Here is an 18,876-nt window from a genome sequence, read left to right as displayed (position 1 = left end):
ATGAATTATATAGATTATATTATTATTGCTGTTTACTTAATTAGTTTCCTCGGTATTGGGTATTTATTTAAAGAGAATAAAGATTCTAAAGATTATTTTCTGGGAGGAAGATCAATGAGGTGGTTTCCATTGAGTTTATCAACAATGGCTACCCAACTTTCAGCAATAAGTTTTATATCTGCACCAGCATTTGTAGGATTAAAAGAAGGGGGAGGTTTACAATGGTTAACGTATGAGTTCGGAGTACCATTAGCAATGGCTTTTTTATTGATTACTATAATACCAACTCTCTATAAATCTGGAATTATTAGTGTTTATGAGTATTTAGAAAATCGTTTTGATGCTTCCTCAAGACTTTTAATAAGTTTGGTATTTCAAATAAGTCGTTCAGTAGCAACAGGAGTAATGGTATATACTATGGCGTTAATACTTCAAGCTACAATTGGTATAGATTTTTGGATATCTGTGTTAATTATAGGGATCATTACTATGATTTATTCTTTTCAAGGAGGTATGAAAGCAGTTATTTGGGGAGATGTAATACAAATGTGTATTCTTTTTTTCGGAATAGTTATTTGTTTAATTTATGGTATTAGTGAATTGGGAGGTTTTGAAAATTTCATAACTAATGTTGATAAGGATCGTTTAACTACAGTAGATTTTTCTAAATGGGGATTTAATAATGCCAATAAAAATGATGAATTTGGCTTTTGGCCAATGGTAATAGGCGGTTTTTTTTTGTATGCTTCTTATTACGGAACAGATCAAACACAGTCGCAAAGATTATTGTCTGCAGAAGGAATGCCAACTATAAAAAAATTATTACTAGCAAATGGAGTTTTTCGCTTCCCAATAACATTAACTTATTGTTTAATGGGATTGGTATTAGGAACTCTCTTAGTTCAAGATATTAGTTTTCAGGAATTGATGGAAACCGTTTACCAAACAAACATAAGCTCGCTTGAAGGGAAAAAGGCAGATTTAATGGTACCTGTTTTTATAATCAAATATTTGCCAAATGGTATTATAGGAATTTTAATTGTAGCGATAATGTCTGCAGCTATGTCTTCTTTAAGTTCAACAGTAAACTCCCTTTCGGCGGTGACTTTGGAAGATTTCGTTAAACGATTTATGCCCAATTTGTCTGATATAAATTATGTAAAGTATTCACGCTTTTTATCTATATTTTGGGGATTAGTCTGTTTATTTTTTGCTTTTTTCGCAGGAAGTATTGAAGGAACGGTTATAGAGGTCATTAATAAAATCAGTTCAATTTTTTATGGACCAATTTTAGCTGCATTTTTATTAGCTGTATTAACAAAAAAAACACATGCTCTTGGTGTAAATATTGGTATTGTAATAGGTGTTGTTTTTAATATTTATCTTTGGTTGTACGTGCCACAAGTATTTTGGTTTTGGTGGAATGCGATAGGCTGCTTATTAACAATAATTGTTGCTTATACAGTTAGCTTAATTGTAAAACAAGAAACTAAAAAAGGACTTGGTGTAACCTTTTATAAAGCAGGAAAGAGAGAAGTTATTATTTTATTATGTTATTTTATATTAATTGTTGTGTTTTCAATTTCAATACCTAGTTTTTTTAATTAATTCAAATATGTATTTCTTTTGAGATTTGTAATAGCTCCAGATAAATTTAAAGATTCACTTACAGGATTTCAGTTTTGTAATGCCGTAGAAGAGGGAATACAAATGGTATTACCAGATGCAGATATTATAAAATTACCCTTAGCAGATGGAGGTGATGGAACAATAGATGTCGTTAACTATTATTTAAAAGGGGATAAGGTTTTTACAAAAGTCAATAATCCTATATTTAAAAAAATTAAAGCATCTTATTTGTATTCTAAAAGATTAGAAACTGCATTTATAGAGATGGCAGAAGCTTCGGGTATTAAATTATTAAATATAACTGATAGAAATTGTCTCTATACGACTACTTTAGGAACAGGAGAGCTTATATTAGATGCAATAAATAAAGGAGCAAAGCATATTATTTTGGGAATAGGAGGTAGTGCCACAAACGATTGTGGTATTGGTATGGCATCAGCTTTGGGCTACTCTTTTTTAGATGAAAAAGGAAAAGAACTAAAACCAATAGGAGAAAACCTTTCCAAGATAAAAAGGATAGATGATTCAAATGTCATTCCCAAGTTAAAAGAGGTGTCATTTAAAATAGCATGTGATGTAACGAATCCCCTATATGGCGAAAATGGAGCAGCTTATGTGTATGCTTCACAAAAAGGAGCTTCAAAAGATGAAATAGTAGTATTAGACAAAGGTCTTCGTAGTTTTTCTAAAATTATAGATAATCATTTTAATATTGAAAGCCAAAGTATTAAAGGAGGTGGGGCAGCTGGCGGTTTAGGTATAGGGAGTTTAATTTTTTTTAATGGACAATTAACCTCTGGAATTGAGCTAATAAAAGAAATTGCAAATTTCGATCAAAATATAAAAAATACTGATTGGATTATCACGGGAGAAGGACAAATAGATGCTCAAACATTATCAGGTAAAACAATACAAGGCGTTATTCAATCTGCTAAAAAACAAAATATACCTGTAGCTGCTTTTTGCGGTTCTGTGGATTTAACTATAAATACTCAGAAAACTTTAGGATTAGACTATGTTTGTTCTGTTTTAAAAAAAATTTCTAGTTTAGAGGAAGCCTTGCATGACGGATATCAAAATTTAGTGTTTTCAGTATATAATTTCACAAAACTTTTAAAATAAAATAATTATTAGTTGTTGTGAACTTTTTACTTGTGTTTTTGTGATACTATTTTTAACAATTTTGAAAGCACTTCAAAAATTCTTGATTAATTTTAAATAATGCTTTGTTTTATGCTATTAAAACGTAGAAATAGATAACTTAAAAAGTATTATTTTTCTCTAATTCTTTAATAAAATAAGAGGGTCTTAACCCAGTAGATTTACTAAAAGCCTTAGAAAAAGACTCCGCATTTTTAAACCCAACCTCTTCGGCGATTGCTTTGATAGTATATTTTCTAAATAAAGTATTTTCTTTTAGTTTTTGAATTGTATAATCAATACGAAGCTGATTTATATAGTTTGAAAATGAAAGTTCTTTGGATTGATTAATGACTTTAGATAAATAATTTGAATTGGTGTTTAATTTTGTTGCTAAACTTTGTAAACTAGTAGCAGAATCAAGAAACTCATTATTCTTTTCAAAATCAGAAAGTTTCTGATTAATATCATCAATGACTTCTTGTGAGAGATTAGAAATTATATTTTTTGGTAGCATTTCTTTCTTTTCAGGGATTTTATTTTGATTTATCACCGTCAAGAATTTTTTCTTGTAATTTCTTTTTCTTTTAATCTGAAAGGTTAATACGGAGAGAATTAAAATTATACTAGAAGCATAAATAATAGTTTGAGTTTTAGACTTGCCTTTTAATTCATTAATTACTTTTTCTCTTTCTTTGAGTAAGTTTGGTATATCGTATTTTTCAGAGAGAGTTTCGCTAATATATTTTTTATCATTAAGTCTAAATTCTTTAAGTTCTAATAATTTATTAATATAGATTAACTGCTTCTTTAAATCATTTTTATTTTTATAATATTTAGATAAGGATAAAAAAGAATCTTCTAAGTGATTACTAGGAATTTTTACTACGTTGTATAAAGAATCAGCTTTTAAATGATATTTGAATGCTTTAGAGTTATTATTAGTTTTTTCATAACAAAAGCCCAGTTTTGTGTATATTTGGGTTAGTAGATTATAGTTATTGTCTTCTTCAATACCTGATAGTGATTTGTTATAATTAGTTATTGCACTAATATATTTTTTCTGACTATAGTCTACTTGAGCTCTACTGAAATATGTTGCCTTAATAAAAACAGAATCATTTATTTTACTGTAAAGTTTTTCAGCTTCATCAAGATAATAATAAGCAGAATCGACATCTCCCTTTTTTCTATATCTAAAAGAAATATTTAAAGGTAATGAATTGAATGTGCTATTTTTATGGAAATTTTTACATTTTTTAACATATTCATTAGCATTTTTAAGCAGTTTTAAAGCTTCATCTTCTTCACCGTTTTCACCTTTAAGAATTCCTAGATAAATATTAGTAATTGCTTGTAAGCTATCATTTCTTTGTTTCTTTAATAGAAAATTAGCAGCTATACACTCTTTTAAAACACTGCCATTTTTATTCTGAAGAAGGAAAAACTCTGATTTTCTAAGGTGAATGGAAATAAGCGTCTTTTTACTTTTGGAGTTTTGATATCTGCTTATTAAAGAATCACAATAGTTAATATAACTATCAAAGAGATTATGTACATCACTTATGTAATATTTACCTCTAAGCATTCCTAATGTATCATTTTTCTTTTTAGCCTTTAAAAAAAAAGCATCAGCATAAGTTTGTGCAAGGACAGTGTCTGTTTCATTTTGATAAAACAATTCCGATAGTTCATCATAAGATTTATTTAAAAGCGAATCTAAAGGACTGTTTTGACTCAATAATATTTGAATAGAAAAAATAAAAGAAAGAAGAAGGATTTTTTTTATAGAGGGCATTATAAATGATCTTATTTACCAACAAAGTTACGATTTACAACCCAAAAAGAGACAAAAAAAATAACTTTGGTAATTAGATTGTTAGGTGTTTTAGTACGCTGTTTTCATGAAAGTAGACTACATAAACTTGTCATTAAAAGATAATATTTATTCCTTTGGACAAGGAAAGGGATAATAGTAAAAATGTAAAATAAAGTGAAGGGTATTTTACAGTGAAAAAGAAAATTTAATTATTTACCCTTTTTTAATAAAGAAATTGTTATTGAAAAAAACAGCCCAATTGGGCTGTTTTTTTATGGAAGTGTTTTGGAAGTTATTTTTTTGTAAGATAAATTTTAATTAATAGTTTTTCACTAAAAAAAATACAGTTTTAACAAACATAAAATATGTTTAATTAATTTTTAGAGATGCCTAATAGTTTATTTTTATAATATTGATGTTGTATTTAGAATTAAATAATCGTTGTTCATTATTGTTTAAAGAATTACATTTGTCCAAACAAAATTTACAATGTCAACAACTCAACAATTACAAGATTTTACACAACAAGTTCGTAGAGATATACTTCGTATGGTACATGCAGTAAATTCAGGTCACCCAGGAGGTTCTTTAGGGTGTGCTGAATTTATTACTTGTTTGTATCAAGAAGTTATGGATTATTCTACTAATTTCTCTATGGACGGAAAAAATGAAGACTTATTCTTCTTATCAAACGGTCATATTTCTCCTGTATTTTATAGTGTTTTATCACGTAGTGGCTTTTTTCCTGTAAGCGAACTAGCTACTTTTAGAAAGTTAAACACACGCTTACAAGGGCATCCTACAACACACGAACATTTACCAGGAATTAGAATTGCATCTGGTTCGTTAGGACAAGGTATGAGTGTTGCTATTGGTGCTGCACAGGCCAAAAAGCTTAACGGAGATGATAAACTTGTATATACATTACATGGAGATGGAGAGTTACAAGAAGGTCAAGTTTGGGAAGCTGCGATGTATGCATCAGCAAAAAAAGTAGATAATTTAATTTCTACAGTTGATGTTAACGAAAAGCAAATTGACGGGTCTACAGATGAAGTTCTGCCTATGGGAAGCATAAAAGACAAGTTTTTAGCTTTCGGTTGGGATGTATTAGAAATAAAAGAAGGTAATAATATTGATGCTATTTTAAAAGGAATGGCAGATGCAAAATCTAGAACAGGAAAAGGAAAACCAGTTTGTGTATTAATGTACACGGAAATGGGGAATGGTGTTGATTTTATGATGCACACACACGCATGGCATGGTAAAGCACCAAATGATGAGCAATTAGCAAATGCCTTAGCCCAAAATCCAGCTACTTTAGGAGATTATTAAAAATAAAAAAAGTAATTAAACGCTGTTACGAAAGTAATAGCGTTTCTTTTTTAAGTTTTTCTTTACATAATCGGGTAAACTAATATGTATTTTTACGACGAATTTGTACAACTAAAAATAAACGAATGCACATAGGAATTGTATGTTATCCAACTTTTGGAGGAAGTGGTGTAGTAGCTACTGAATTAGGAATGGCATTAGCCGATAAAGGACATGATGTTCATTTTATAACATATAATTTACCAGTTCGTTTAGACTTTATATCTCATAAATTACATTTTCATGAAGTAGTGATGGAAGAATATCCGCTCTTTCAATACCAACCTTACGAGTTAGCATTATCTAGTAAAATGGTGGAAGTTGTTCTTAAGCACAAATTAGAAGTTTTACATGTGCATTATGCAATTCCACACGCTTATGCCGCATATATGGCAAAAAAAATGCTGCAAGAAAAAGGAATAAATATTAAAGTGGTAACGACCTTGCATGGTACAGATATTACACTTGTGGGAAGCCACCCTACTTATAAAACAGCAGTAGAATTCAGTATTAATAAATCAGATGAAGTAACTGCAGTTTCTAATAGCTTAAGAGAAGATACATTACGACTTTTCAATATTGAAAAAAACATTAAAGTTGTGTATAATTTTATTGATGCAGCCAAATACGATAGAGCAGTTCATGAAGATTGTCAACGAGCCGCTTTGGCGAAACCAGAAGAACGAATACTAACACACATTAGTAATTTTAGACCGGTAAAACGAACTGAAGATGTAATTAAGATTTTTGAAAAAGTTCAAAAAGAAATTCCATCTAAATTATTAATGGTAGGTGATGGCCCTGATCGTTTAAAAGCGGAAAATCTAGCAAGAAAATTAGAAATTGAAGATAAGGTCTTGTTTTTAGGAAATAGTAATGAAGTGGCTAAAATATTGTGTTACTCTGATGTTTTCTTATTGCCTTCTGAAACGGAAAGCTTTGGACTAGCAGCTTTAGAAGCTATGGCAGCAAGTACCGTTGTTATTTCTACAAATACAGGGGGTTTACCAGAGGTAAACATTCATGGAAAAACAGGTTTTTTAAGTAGTTTAGAAGATGTTGACGACATGGCTAAAAATGCAATTTATTTGTTAAAAAGTGATGTAGTTTTAAATCAATTTAAGCAAAACGCAAAAGAACATACAAAACAATTTTCTTTAGAAAATATTCTTCCTGCTTATGAAGATATTTATAAATCTTGTACAGTAAAAGTTTAAGTTGTTTAAAATAAGCAAATTAGAATATAGTTATTAAAACTTTATATATTTAAGGAGTTAATTTATGTACCTTGTTTTTGAAAAATAACCTTTTATTTTTTTTCTTTATTGTATATTTTTATACAATTGATTCCACGACACAACAATTAGTATCAAGTGACACATCTGTAGAGTACAAAAAGTTTGATATTCATAAAGGTTTTGGAGTATATTCAGTAAGTTTCATGGAGTTTGATAATTTAGGTTGGCTTTGGGTATCTGGATCAAACCTTGAATTAATAGACGGAAAAATACATGAAAGATCTGCTATTATTCAACGATATGATGGAAATAGATTTTATACTGTACCTCTTCCAAATTTTTCGGGAAGCCCTCCTAATTTTATAAAATTGTATAAAAGGTTAGATGGACAGTTTTATGCTGTATTGATTTGGCAGAATAAAGAAAAAATATTTTTGCTAAACCCAGAAACACTTGTTTTTAAAGAGGTAATCCTCCCCTCATCAAAAGAGAATAAAGATATTTGTTTATTTTCTTACAAGGATTTTTTTATGGTGTATGTACGTCATAACACAGAAATAAAATTATTTCAACTTAATAAAAATTTAAAGCTTACCGAATATCCTACACCAATAACTCTTCAAAAAGAAAATACCTATCCTATTTTTTCTAATTTCATTGGATTTGAAGATCATTTTATTTTGAGTGAATCTCGTTCAGGTGTTTATATTTATAATGATAATGGTACCTTATTAAAAAAGTTAACTCTTTCTGATCTTGGATTAACAAATAAAGATCCTAATTTTTTAATAGATATAGATACTTGGTTTAAAAGGGATGGTAACATCTATGTTTATTTTACAGACATTGAAGGTTGTTATAAATACAGCTCAAAAAATAAAAAGTGGGAAAAAACTATCTTTTTTGATTTAGATAAAACAGATAAATTTAATAAGCAACTGGTTTTTTCTGATGTAAAAGAAAATCTAATAAAACAAGAGTTGTCAGGAGTAAATTCTCAATTTAAATTTAATTTTAAAAATAATTTTTATAGAGCTCCTATCAATACAAATTTCATAAATAGTTCAAAAATAGCCTCTAGGGATCTTTCAAAAGAATTGTTTATAGAAAACAAAGGAAGTTTTTATCATTATACTTTCGATAACGCAAATGTGAGTACTTTTTTAAAAAATAGTAGCATTAGAGGAATGTTACAGTTAAATTCAAATGAAGTATTAGTTTCTACTCAAGATTCAGGTTGGTTTCTCATCAATTTAAAAACAAAAACTACAAAACAATATAAAATGACCATGAATGGTCAACCTTTTATACCAAAAGCTAGTAGAGCTATTTTTGAGGATGAAACTAATTATTGGAGTAGTTATGACAAAGGTATTATTTCAATAGATAAGAAAACTCAAGAAGTTACTCCCTTTATTTACTATGAAGTAGCTGCTATGGTAGAAGACGAAAAATATATTTACTATGGTATTCCTTTTTACAATTTAATGAAGTTTGATAAAGAAAGTAAGAAAAATATTACTCTCACTTCTACAAGTAAATATGATGTGCAAGGTATTTTAAAAGTTGGTAACAGTATTTATTTAGCTTGTGAAGAAGGTTTAGTGGTTTTTGAAAATGAAAAAACAACATTATACAACCCAAAAGAAAAACAAGAACATTCCATTTTTATCTCTATTATTCAACATCCTACATATGGCATTTTATTAGGAACTAGAACTGGTGAATTATTTCAATTTAATCCACAAACTAAAGAGTTTACTCTATTGTATAAAGACAAATTAAATGCATCTATTGCAACTATTCTATTTGATAATAAGGATGGTATTTGGATGAATACTTATAATGGTATTGTATCTTATAATCCAGAAACAAAAGCATCTACTAGATTTACGATGAATGATGGATTGAGTTTTTATGAAGCAAATAGGTATAGTGCATTAAAAACAGGTAACGGTTTTTTTTTAGTGGGTACTTTGAATGGAGTTAGCTATTTTAATCCAGAAGAATTGACAAAGAAAGTGATTGACGCAGAATTTAGGTTAACAGCTACAACATATTTTGATAAAACACTTAAAAAAGAGATAAAAGAAAAATCTCCACAAAAATTAAAAGACTTAAAGTCTATTTCTTTACCTCCTGAAAGTAAAAATTTAGAACTACAATTTAGCTTATTTGGAATATATGATTCTAATAAAATTAAGTACAGATATAGATTAAATAAAGAATTATGGGTTGATCTTTTTACAGATACAGAAATAAGATTGTCGAATTTATCTGCAGGAAAGCATATCTTAGAAATTGAAGCTATTGATTCAGCAAATAAAAACATAGGAAAACCTATTGTGCTTTCAATTTTTGCGGGTGAGTTTTTCTATAAATCAGATTGGTTTTATTTCTTATTCTTTTTAGGAATATTCGTAATTATTTTTTGGTTTTATTTAGAGGAACGAAAAAAACATGTACTAAAAGAAAACTTTTCAAACAAAATAATTAGTACGCAAGAAGAAGAACGTTCTAGAATAGCTAAAGAATTGCACGATAGTATTGGACAACGATTGTTAGTTTTACAAAAAACATTCTCAAAAAACAAAAACCAAGAAGAAACTGAATTAAAAATGATTAATGATGTAATAAACGAAGTAAGAAACATCTCTCATAATTTACATCCATTTCAATTTAGAAAATTAGGTTTGGCTAAATCTTTAGAGAACATGATGGATGCTTTTCAAAAAAGTTCCGAGGTCTTCTACTCTTATGAAATAGATGATGATATTGATGTATATATTTCTAAAGAAAAAGGCTTATTTATTTTTAGAATGTTGCAAGAATGTATTGCCAACGTAGAAAAACATGCTAATGCAACCGCCTGTAATTTAACTATTATAAATGAAGCAAAAATTATAAGATTTGTATTAAAAGATAATGGTTCTGGGTTTATGGTAAATAATGCTATGAATTCAAACGAAAGTTTAGGGTTAAAAAGTTTACAAGAACGGGCTCAATTTATAAGCGCTATTCTAAACATTCAATCAAATTCAAAAACCGGAACTATAATTACAATAAAAATAGCAAAATAATGAGTGTAACTATTGTATTGGCAGATGATCATCCATTATTATTGTCTGGAAATGAACAATTTTTAAAATCTAAAGGATATAAAGTAGTAGCTACAGAAACAAATGGTAATAATGCCTACAATTCAATTTTAAAATATAAACCTTCACTGGCAATTTTAGATTTTGACATGCCTATTCAAAATGGGTTAGAAGTTGCTAAATCATGTGTTCAAAATAAATTAGATGTAAAAATTATCATTCTAACTCTGCATAAACAAGAAGCTATTATTAAGGAAATAGGCAGCTTAATTCATGGTTATGTTTTAAAAGATGACGATTTATTAGAACTAGAAAATTGTATAAAAGAAGTTTTAAAAGAAAAAACGTATATCAGTAAAAATATACAAAATGCTGTTCACCTTTCAAGTAAAAAAAATGTACTACACAATTTAACGGTAACAGAAACAAAAATATTACGCTATTTAGCACAAAATATGTCTTCATCTGACATTGCAGAAAAACTTTTCATTTCTAAACGTACAGTAGAAAAACACCGTAGCAATATTATTCACAAATTAGGAATAAAATCTACCCAAAATGGCCTGTTACTATGGGTTCAAAAAAATACTAATTTGTTTAATACGTAGGTCTACGTATAGTTTAAAATCATGTTCCTTGTTAGCTTTGAGATTATGAAGTCTCTAGGGGGTATACAGCTAACTTTATCTGAAATTGAAATCCTTTTTTATATTAAAGAAGGATTAACCTCTACACAAATTGCAAAATTAAGAAACTGCTCTGTAAGAACTGTAGAAAAGCACAGGAGCAACATAATTTTAAAACTTAAAATACCCTCTTCGCAAAATGCTTTATTAATATGGATATTAAAACATCCTAATTTATTTAATACGTAGGTCTACGTATTTCAAGAAATACTTTTAAATAATAATTTTACCATAAATAAAAATCATAAAAAACTACTACTATGCTAGATTACATTGGAGAAATCCGGATTTTTGCTTTTGACTTTGTGCCTCATAACTATATTATTTGTGACGGTAGACGATTATCTAAAACTGAATATTTCTATTTAGATAATTTTTTGGGTGACAAATTCACGTATGACAACAGTGATCCAACAACATTTGCTATACCAGATTTAAGAGACAGATTTCCAAAACAACCCGGGGAAACCATTAATTTTGGAGAACAAAAAGGTGCAGATGAAGTAATAATGGATATGGAGCAAATGCCCGAACATACGCATGAAACTCATATTGTAGTTGATAACACTACAGGAGGAGATGAACTTGTTAATGCTCCCAAAAATGCATTTTTAAATAATAATAAAAGCAACAATGAAAAAAGAAATTTTAGTATAAACCCTAGTGAGAATACTTTTTTAGGAGGCCTTACACAAGAGGATGTTGGCAATTCAGCGCCAATTAATATTAAAAATGCGCATGTAAAAATGGTGTTTGCTATTTGCATAAAAGGAAAGGAAATTATTGATCCAAAATCTGATATTGAGGGGCTAGGATTTATGGGAGAAATTAAAATTTGGCCAAGTACCATTATACCTAGAGGATGGGTTCTATGCAACGGAGAAAGCAACTATACTGTATCAAATAAAACTGGCATGGGATCTATTATAGGAGATCTGTATGGTACAATTAATAAAGGAACTCCCAATGAAAAACTTTTATATCCTAATTTTAAAGACAGATTTGCAACAGGGGCAAAAAAAATTGAAGATGTCGCCATAAAAGGCGGTAAAAATAGTGTATTACTAAGTAAAAGCAGCTTACCCTCACATACACACAACGTTCAATTGGCAGTAAATAATAATACAAATAGTGCACCACATATAAATTTACCTAATGGTACTTTTATTAATAGAAATGCAGGAATGTTTAGTGCCGAAGCTAATACTCCTGCACGTTTAGGAGGAATTACAGAAGAAAACAAAGGAGGTTTAAAAGAAATAGATATTGCCAATTCATCAATAGGCCTTAACTACATTATATGTACAACGGGATTTATGAATCCACCACCAGATATTTTTTATACCGGAGAAATTATATTGTATGCCTCTAATAAAAGCTCATATTTAGAGGAAAGTTATTTGTCTCTTTGCCACGGACAATGGTGTGATATTCGTGTGAATCCAGCGTTATTTTCTCTTTTAGGAACAAAATACGGAGGTGATGGTAGAACATACTTTAATTTACCTGATCTAAGAGATAGGCTACCTCTCTGTGTTACAAATTTAACCGAAGTGGGTAAGTATGGTGGTGCTAATACCATACAATTAACTAAAGAAAATTTACCAGCTCATAATCATAATGTACAATTAGCTGCCAATGTTGAAGCTGATGGAACGAAAACAGAAATTCCTAATGGAATTTTAAATGAAACGTCAGGTAAATTCAGTACAAAAGAAAGTGAATCTGCTTATCTGGGAGGTGTGAAAGAAACCTCTTTTACAGGAGAAAAAGTAGATATAAGAAACCCATACCTAACAATTAACCATTTCATTAGTACCAACGGAATATTTCCCCCACGTAATTAAAATATATTAATAACTTAAAAATAATTAAATTATGAATGAAGTAAAAAACAATTCAGCTCTTACTACATCTTTCAATGAATCTTTAAAAAAGATGTTAAGTAACAAAATGACTAAAAGTGAAATTGATAGTTATATACAAGAAAGGAGTAAAATAATAGATTCTATTGATGCAAAAATAGATTTGAAAATGCTTGGTTTTGATGGTCGTATAAAATGTGAACCTACAGATAGTGAGTATCCGTATGAATATAATCATAGAATTTATGGTATAGGTATCATAGACTTAAAGTGTGAAGGATTACTTACTACGGGTTATGCACATTGGAGTGGACTTTGGAGTAATACAACTTCAGTAGCAGTAACTTCAGCAGACATAGAAATAGGTGTTGTCTTAGCAGTTTTTTTTAGAGAAGATGGAGCTCCTATTGGAGATTTTAGAGGTGTACCTGTTGGAAGTATAGGAGCAATAGCAGCTGGTGGAGAAGGTGGTTGGAAAAAAAAATAGACTTTTAAAAACCACTATGACTCATAATTTCAATCCCCTTTTTTGAGATTTAGCATAATAAATTAAGTACATTATATAAACTTCATTACCTCTGTTTTTAAATTTCAATAAAATGAAAAAAGCATTACTTTTAGTATTAATCAGTTTATTTTATCATACTTCTCAAGCTCAAAAAGTAGCTATCATTGGTTCAAAAAGTCTTGAAACAACTGAAGATGGTGTATCCATTCTAGCACTAGAAAACCTAACTGTAGGAGAGGTGTTTTATTTTACAGAAAATGAATATGATAATATCGCTCATGCATTTGTTGATGCTGCCGAAAGTGTTGTGTCAATTACCATTACATCAAATATTAATAAAGGAAATGTTATTTATTTTAAAGAAAGCGCCAGTACACCAAATACTTTTTCTACATCTGTTACCGCTGGTTCAGGTACAGTTACAGTAACACACGTAGCAAGTAGTGGCGCTTTTTCAATTGGTAGTTTAGGAGAAATTCTTTATTTGTATTCAGATAATGATACAGATCCAACCAATGGTGTTACTGAAATTCATTCAGCATTCTTCCCAGGTTCAGGTTCTAATGCAAGTACAGGAGGTGCTATACCGGCAACCGAGAATCCAAGTTCAGATTTTCCTAATGCAGTAATAACTCATAATTTTCCTGAATATGATTATGGTGTAGAACCATATTTTTCAAATGGAGTTAATAGAGTAGAATATAATATTTCTGTAGCTGATAGAACTGATGTTAATAAAGTAAAACTCGAAAATCCTGCGAATTATGTTTTCGCAGGCAATAATCAAGATTTATCTACTACTGTATTCACTAACTTTAATTTAGTTACACCTAATCCTGTAATTACATTAACCACTTCTGCAAGTCAGTTAGATGAAAATAGCAGTAGTAATTTTAGTTATACGTTTACTTCAAGTGTTGCACCAACAACCGATTTAGTTATAAATTTCTCTGTAAATGGAAGCAGTACAAATGGTATTGCTCTCTTTGGAAGCGATTATACTCAATCGGGAGCAACATCAATGGATACCACTTCGGGAACCGTTACAATTGCAAGCGGAACAACTTCCAAAACAATAATTTTAAACCCTACCGAAGATACATTATTAGAACCTGATGAAACTATAGAGCTTTCTATTCTTGCAGGTACAGGTTATGATTTTGGTAGCCCAAGTATAGCATCTTCTGTTATTAAAAATGATGATACAAAAACAGTTGTTCCAGAAGTAGCAATAACAGGATTAAGACATTATACAGGGACTGAAGATGATGTTAGCGAGTTCTCATTTGTAGCCTTAAAAGACATTCCTGCAAATAGTGAGTATGTATTTTCTAGTAATTCTTTTGATAAAAACACCTTAACTTTTTCTGATGTCTCTACCTACTCATCAGAATTAAAATGGATAGCTCCTGCTGGAGGTATTTTAAGAGGTGATGTAATAGTTGTTAAGAAAACAGCTCCTAGTACATTTACCATTACCCGAAATGGTTCTTTAACTTCTGCTGGATCCATTACAAAGTTAAGTCCTTCCAAAAACTTTTTTATATCTGAATATCATGGATTATTTATAGCGCATACAGATACTGATGATAATCCTTACAATGGCATTTCAGAAATACATAGTATGATATATACCTACGATAATTTAGGGAATTTTGGAGGAGCTGTACCTTCATCTCAAGATTTATCAACGCTTTATATTGGTGCTATTTTAGTAGATGGTTTTCCTAACATATCTCCTGGTAGATTAGAATATAAACCGTCCTTAAGACCTGTTACATCGGTAGATCAATCAAATTTTGAAAATCCTTCAAATTGGTTGTATGCAGAAGCATTAGAAGATTTGTCATCAGTACCTTTTACCAATATTATTATCAGCGAAGGATCTGCAAATCCAAAGGCAACAGTTGTTGTTTCAGCAAGCTCAATTATTGAAGATAGTGAAACAGCTACTTATACATTTAATTTAGATGCTGTAGCCACCACAAATATTACAATTAATTTTTCAGTAGCAGGTTCTGCAATCTTTTCTTCAGACTATACTGTAAGCGGAGCAAATTCGTTTACAGAAACAACAGGAAGTATTACAATCCTTAGTGGTACATCATCTGCACAATTGACTTTAACTCCTGTCAATGATGTCGATTTAGAAACTACAGAAAATATAGAGTTAACAATTACAGCAGGAATTGGGTATGATGGAGGTTCTCCAGGATCTGCAATGGTAAGTATTACCAATGATGATACTGATGACTCAGAAGTAAAACTAGCAATCATAGGAATTAATCATGAAAGTCCAAGTAGCATGTCTTTGGTAGCAATGAATAATATTACCGCAAACTCTACATTTTATTTTTTAAGAAATCAATTTAACAAAGAAACGTTGTCTTTTCAAACAGGAGGGAAATACAAGTTGGTAACTCCTAATACATGTATTCCTAAAGGAACTGTTTTAACTATTACTGGTGGTCTCAATGGTCCTTTAACTGTAAACTGTAATAGCACATCAGGTAGTGAATGTGGTACGGCAACTATTGTTGGTAGTGGAAATGTGTTCGACTTTTTAGATATCGGAACAAGGTATTATGCTTTTCAAGATACAGATGAAGATCATACAAATGGAATATCACAAATTCATTCCGTATTTCATACTGGAGGTACCTATCCATCAAATCACACAGGAGGAATTTTAACCCCAGAAGAAAACCCTAAATCGGTATATAGTAATGCTGTGGTTGTAGATGGTTTTCCTAATATAGTTCCAAACAGAACTGAATTTGATCCTTCAAAAAGAAATATTGAGGTTTCTACTACGCTTATAGAAAATGTTGTAAATTACATACATGCACAACCTAATGCAACTCTAAGTACAACTAATTTTAATACACAATCTTTTGCAATTGCATATGTGAATTCAAGTGTTCCCTCTGGAGGAGATGGTACAAGTTGGGCAAATGCCTATAATTCTTTACAAGATGCATTAGCTAACGCTTCTACTTGTTTTAATAATGAAATTTGGGTAGCAGATGGTACGTATAAACCTCATGAAACAAATCAAAGTATTTCATTTTCAATTCCTGCAAACACCAAAATATATGGTGGATTTTCTGGGACAGAAACAGATTTAACACAAAGAAACTTTTCTTTAAACTCAACTATTTTAAGCGGTGATTTAAATAACTCTAATTCATCAAATGATGGAGATAGCTATACGATTGTGAAAATACATAATAATAATGTTGTTTTAGATGGTTTTATTTTAGAATATAGTTATGCAAATGGAACATCAGGAACTTTTGAAGCAGAAGGAGCAGGAATTTATACTAGTGGTACAAGTATAACTATTAACAATACCATTTTTAGAAACAATACAGTAGTTGATGATAGTACTAATTCTGGTGGGGCAGTTTATAATACTGGTTCTATAGATTTTTACAATTGCCTTTTTTATAACAATACTACTTCAGGAAAAGGAGGCGCAATTTATACAGAAAATGGTATTGTAAATATTGTAAATTGTACGATAGCAAATAATACTGCTGCTGATGGAGGTGGTATTACTACATCTAATGATGATGTTACTATAGTAAATACTGTTTTTTATAGTAATACAGCTACACAACCAGACATCTATGAAGTGAGTGTATCAAACACTTCTGTTTCTTATAGTTCGTTTGATAACTCATTTCCAATTGGTTCTACTGATGCAGGTAACAATTTCATTAATTCAGACCCTTCATTTATTGATACTAACAATAACAACTATCAATTAAAACTCGCTTCCCCGTTAATTAATAGTGGAAATGGTTTAGCAAATATCCAAACCAAAGATTTAGCTGGAAATCTAAGAAAAACTATGAATATAGATATAGGAGCTTATGAATATGATACAGAAGTTACAGAATGGTTAGGTACAACTAATATAAATTGGGATGAAGCTAGTAATTGGAGTAACGGAGTGCCATCAAACTCAATCAGCGTTATTTTAAATGTAGGAGCTTCACATGAACCTATAATTGATTTAGCTCAAGTTGAGATTAAAGACATGACCATACGATCAGGTGCAACCTTAACTATAAATTCCGGTAAATTATTACTGATTAATAGAAATCTAGAATTGTTAGGAAATCTTGTTGTAAATTCTGATGCTACGAGTAATGGCTCATTAATTATAGAAGGTAGTTTTACAGGAAATTCAAATATAAACTACCAAAGATATGTTACTGATAATTGGCATTTAGTTTCGGCTCCTGTAATAGGAGAAACTTATGATGATAACTGGATTAGTAATAATTCTATTGCATCTGGAACCAGCAATAATAGAGGGATAAGTACTTATAATAACAATGGTTTAGCATGGGAATATATTCAAGCAGGTAGTTCAGGTACTTTTAATTCTGGAACAGGATATTCAATAAAGACAACCTCTCCTTCAATATTAAATTTTACTGGAAGTATAATAACAGATAATGTTTCCGTAAACACAACTGAAGGAACAGCTAATAAATGGAACTTAATAGGGAATCCGTACCCTTCCTTTGTAAATGCTAATAGTGCTGCAGACGCAGTTAATAATTTTTTAACGGTAAATAGCACTCAATTAGACCCAACAAAAGTTGCTTTGTATTTATGGAATTCAAATACAAGTTCTTATGACATTATTAATCAGTCTTCTGGAGCTTCTTATATAGCTCCTGGTCAAGGATTTTTTGTGAATACAGTAGATGGAGGAGCAGTGATTGATTTTACTGAAACAATGCAAAGTCATCAAACAGGAAATCATTTTTATAGAACACCCAATACAACACCTGAAATTAAACTTTCTATTTCTGATGGAATAGAAATAAAAACTACACAAATAAAATATTTTGACGGAACGACTACAGGTCTAGACCCTGGTTATGATGCAGGTTTATTTAATGGCACAAGTACAAATTTCTCTGTGTATTCACATTTGGTTACCAATAGTGAGAGTGTAGATTTTGCATTACAATGTTTACCAGATTCAGATTATGAAAGAATGGTAATTCCTATTGGAATCAGTGCTACTTCAGATACAGAAATTGTTTTTTCTACTCAAGTTTTAAACTTACCAGATGGTATGAAGGTATATTTAGAAGATAGAGAGAAAAATATGTTTACTAAACTAGATGAAATAGGAGCTGAATATAAAGTAAATCTTAATGTAGGTACTGATGGAATTGGGCGATTCTATTTACATACAACTTCTCAAAGTTTGGGTATTAAAGATGTAGTTTTAGAAAATATAAACATATACAAAACTAATAACAAAATTATAAGAATAGTGGGCTTACAAGATGAGTTTGCTTCTGTAAAATTATTTGATATTCTTGGTAAAGAATTAATACAGCAATCTTTTAAAACTGGAGGTGTTAAAGATATTTTATTACCACAAACCTCAGCAGGAGTTTATATTGTTCATTTACAAACAGAAAAAGGAAAGTTGAACAAGAAAATAATTATTGATTAATTAATTGTAGAACTTATATAATTAAGAC

The 18,876-nt window shown here is 29.9% G+C and carries 11 protein-coding genes; 10 read left to right on the top strand and 1 reads right to left on the bottom strand.

The window, feature by feature from the left end; translation table 11 throughout:
- Both C7447_RS07415 and C7447_RS07410 read left to right on the top strand, forming a co-directional pair.
- Nucleotides 1-1,608 carry a sodium:solute symporter gene (locus C7447_RS07415; protein WP_148869878.1) on the top strand — a complete coding sequence of 536 codons (1,608 nt, stop codon included), beginning with the start codon at nt 1-3 and terminating at the stop codon, nt 1,606-1,608.
- An 18-nt stretch (nt 1,609-1,626) separates the two neighbouring features.
- Nucleotides 1,627-2,751 (top strand): glycerate kinase, encoded by a 1,125-nt coding sequence (locus C7447_RS07410; RefSeq protein WP_148869877.1) that lies wholly within the window; start codon nt 1,627-1,629, stop codon nt 2,749-2,751.
- A 139-nt stretch (nt 2,752-2,890) separates the two neighbouring features.
- Here the strand turns inward: C7447_RS07410 and C7447_RS07405 are convergent, their stop codons facing one another.
- Nucleotides 2,891-4,567, bottom strand: a complete 1,677-nt coding sequence (locus C7447_RS07405; RefSeq protein ID WP_148869876.1) for a helix-turn-helix domain-containing protein — start codon at nt 4,565-4,567, stop codon at nt 2,891-2,893.
- Between the two features lie 510 nt (nt 4,568-5,077).
- Between C7447_RS07405 and C7447_RS07400 the strand changes: the two genes are divergently transcribed.
- The 8 genes from C7447_RS07400 (at nt 5,078) to C7447_RS07365 (ending at nt 18,848) form a co-directional block, all read left to right on the top strand.
- Nucleotides 5,078-5,923, top strand: a complete 846-nt coding sequence (locus tag C7447_RS07400) for a transketolase (RefSeq protein WP_148869875.1) — start codon at nt 5,078-5,080, stop codon at nt 5,921-5,923.
- A gap of 125 nt (nt 5,924-6,048) precedes the next feature.
- Nucleotides 6,049-7,179, top strand: coding sequence for an N-acetyl-alpha-D-glucosaminyl L-malate synthase BshA (gene bshA / locus C7447_RS07395; protein WP_148869874.1), 1,131 nt, complete (start codon nt 6,049-6,051; stop codon nt 7,177-7,179).
- Between the two features lie 77 nt (nt 7,180-7,256).
- A complete protein-coding gene (locus C7447_RS07390) occupies nt 7,257-10,280 on the top strand; it encodes a sensor histidine kinase (protein WP_148869873.1) in 3,024 nt (1,007 codons plus the stop codon).
- Nucleotides 10,280-10,906, top strand: coding sequence for a response regulator (locus C7447_RS07385; protein ID WP_148869872.1), 627 nt, complete (start codon nt 10,280-10,282; stop codon nt 10,904-10,906). The genes C7447_RS07390 and C7447_RS07385 overlap by 1 nt, the downstream gene beginning before the upstream one ends.
- A gap of 21 nt (nt 10,907-10,927) precedes the next feature.
- Nucleotides 10,928-11,173: a helix-turn-helix transcriptional regulator gene (locus C7447_RS15095; RefSeq protein WP_148869871.1), complete on the top strand. Its 246-nt coding sequence runs from the start codon at nt 10,928-10,930 to the stop codon at nt 11,171-11,173.
- 71 nt (nt 11,174-11,244) lie between these two features.
- Nucleotides 11,245-12,831: a tail fiber protein gene (locus C7447_RS07375; RefSeq protein ID WP_148869870.1), complete on the top strand. Its 1,587-nt coding sequence runs from the start codon at nt 11,245-11,247 to the stop codon at nt 12,829-12,831.
- 31 nt (nt 12,832-12,862) lie between these two features.
- The gene (locus C7447_RS07370) at nt 12,863-13,336 is read left to right on the top strand and encodes a hypothetical protein (protein ID WP_148869869.1); all 474 of its coding nucleotides are present in this window, start codon (nt 12,863-12,865) and stop codon (nt 13,334-13,336) included.
- 112 nt (nt 13,337-13,448) lie between these two features.
- Entirely contained in the window at nt 13,449-18,848 is a 5,400-nt protein-coding gene (locus C7447_RS07365; RefSeq protein ID WP_148869868.1) for a T9SS type A sorting domain-containing protein, read from the top strand.
- Nucleotides 18,849-18,876: the final 28 nt, after the last annotated feature.

It is taken from the genome of Tenacibaculum adriaticum, from assembly GCF_008124875.1.
In the GTDB taxonomy this organism is placed as follows: Bacteria; Bacteroidota; Bacteroidia; order Flavobacteriales; family Flavobacteriaceae; genus Polaribacter; species Polaribacter adriaticus.
The sequence above is the reverse complement of the archived record's forward strand: the minus strand, read 5'-3'. Positions and strand labels throughout refer to the sequence as shown.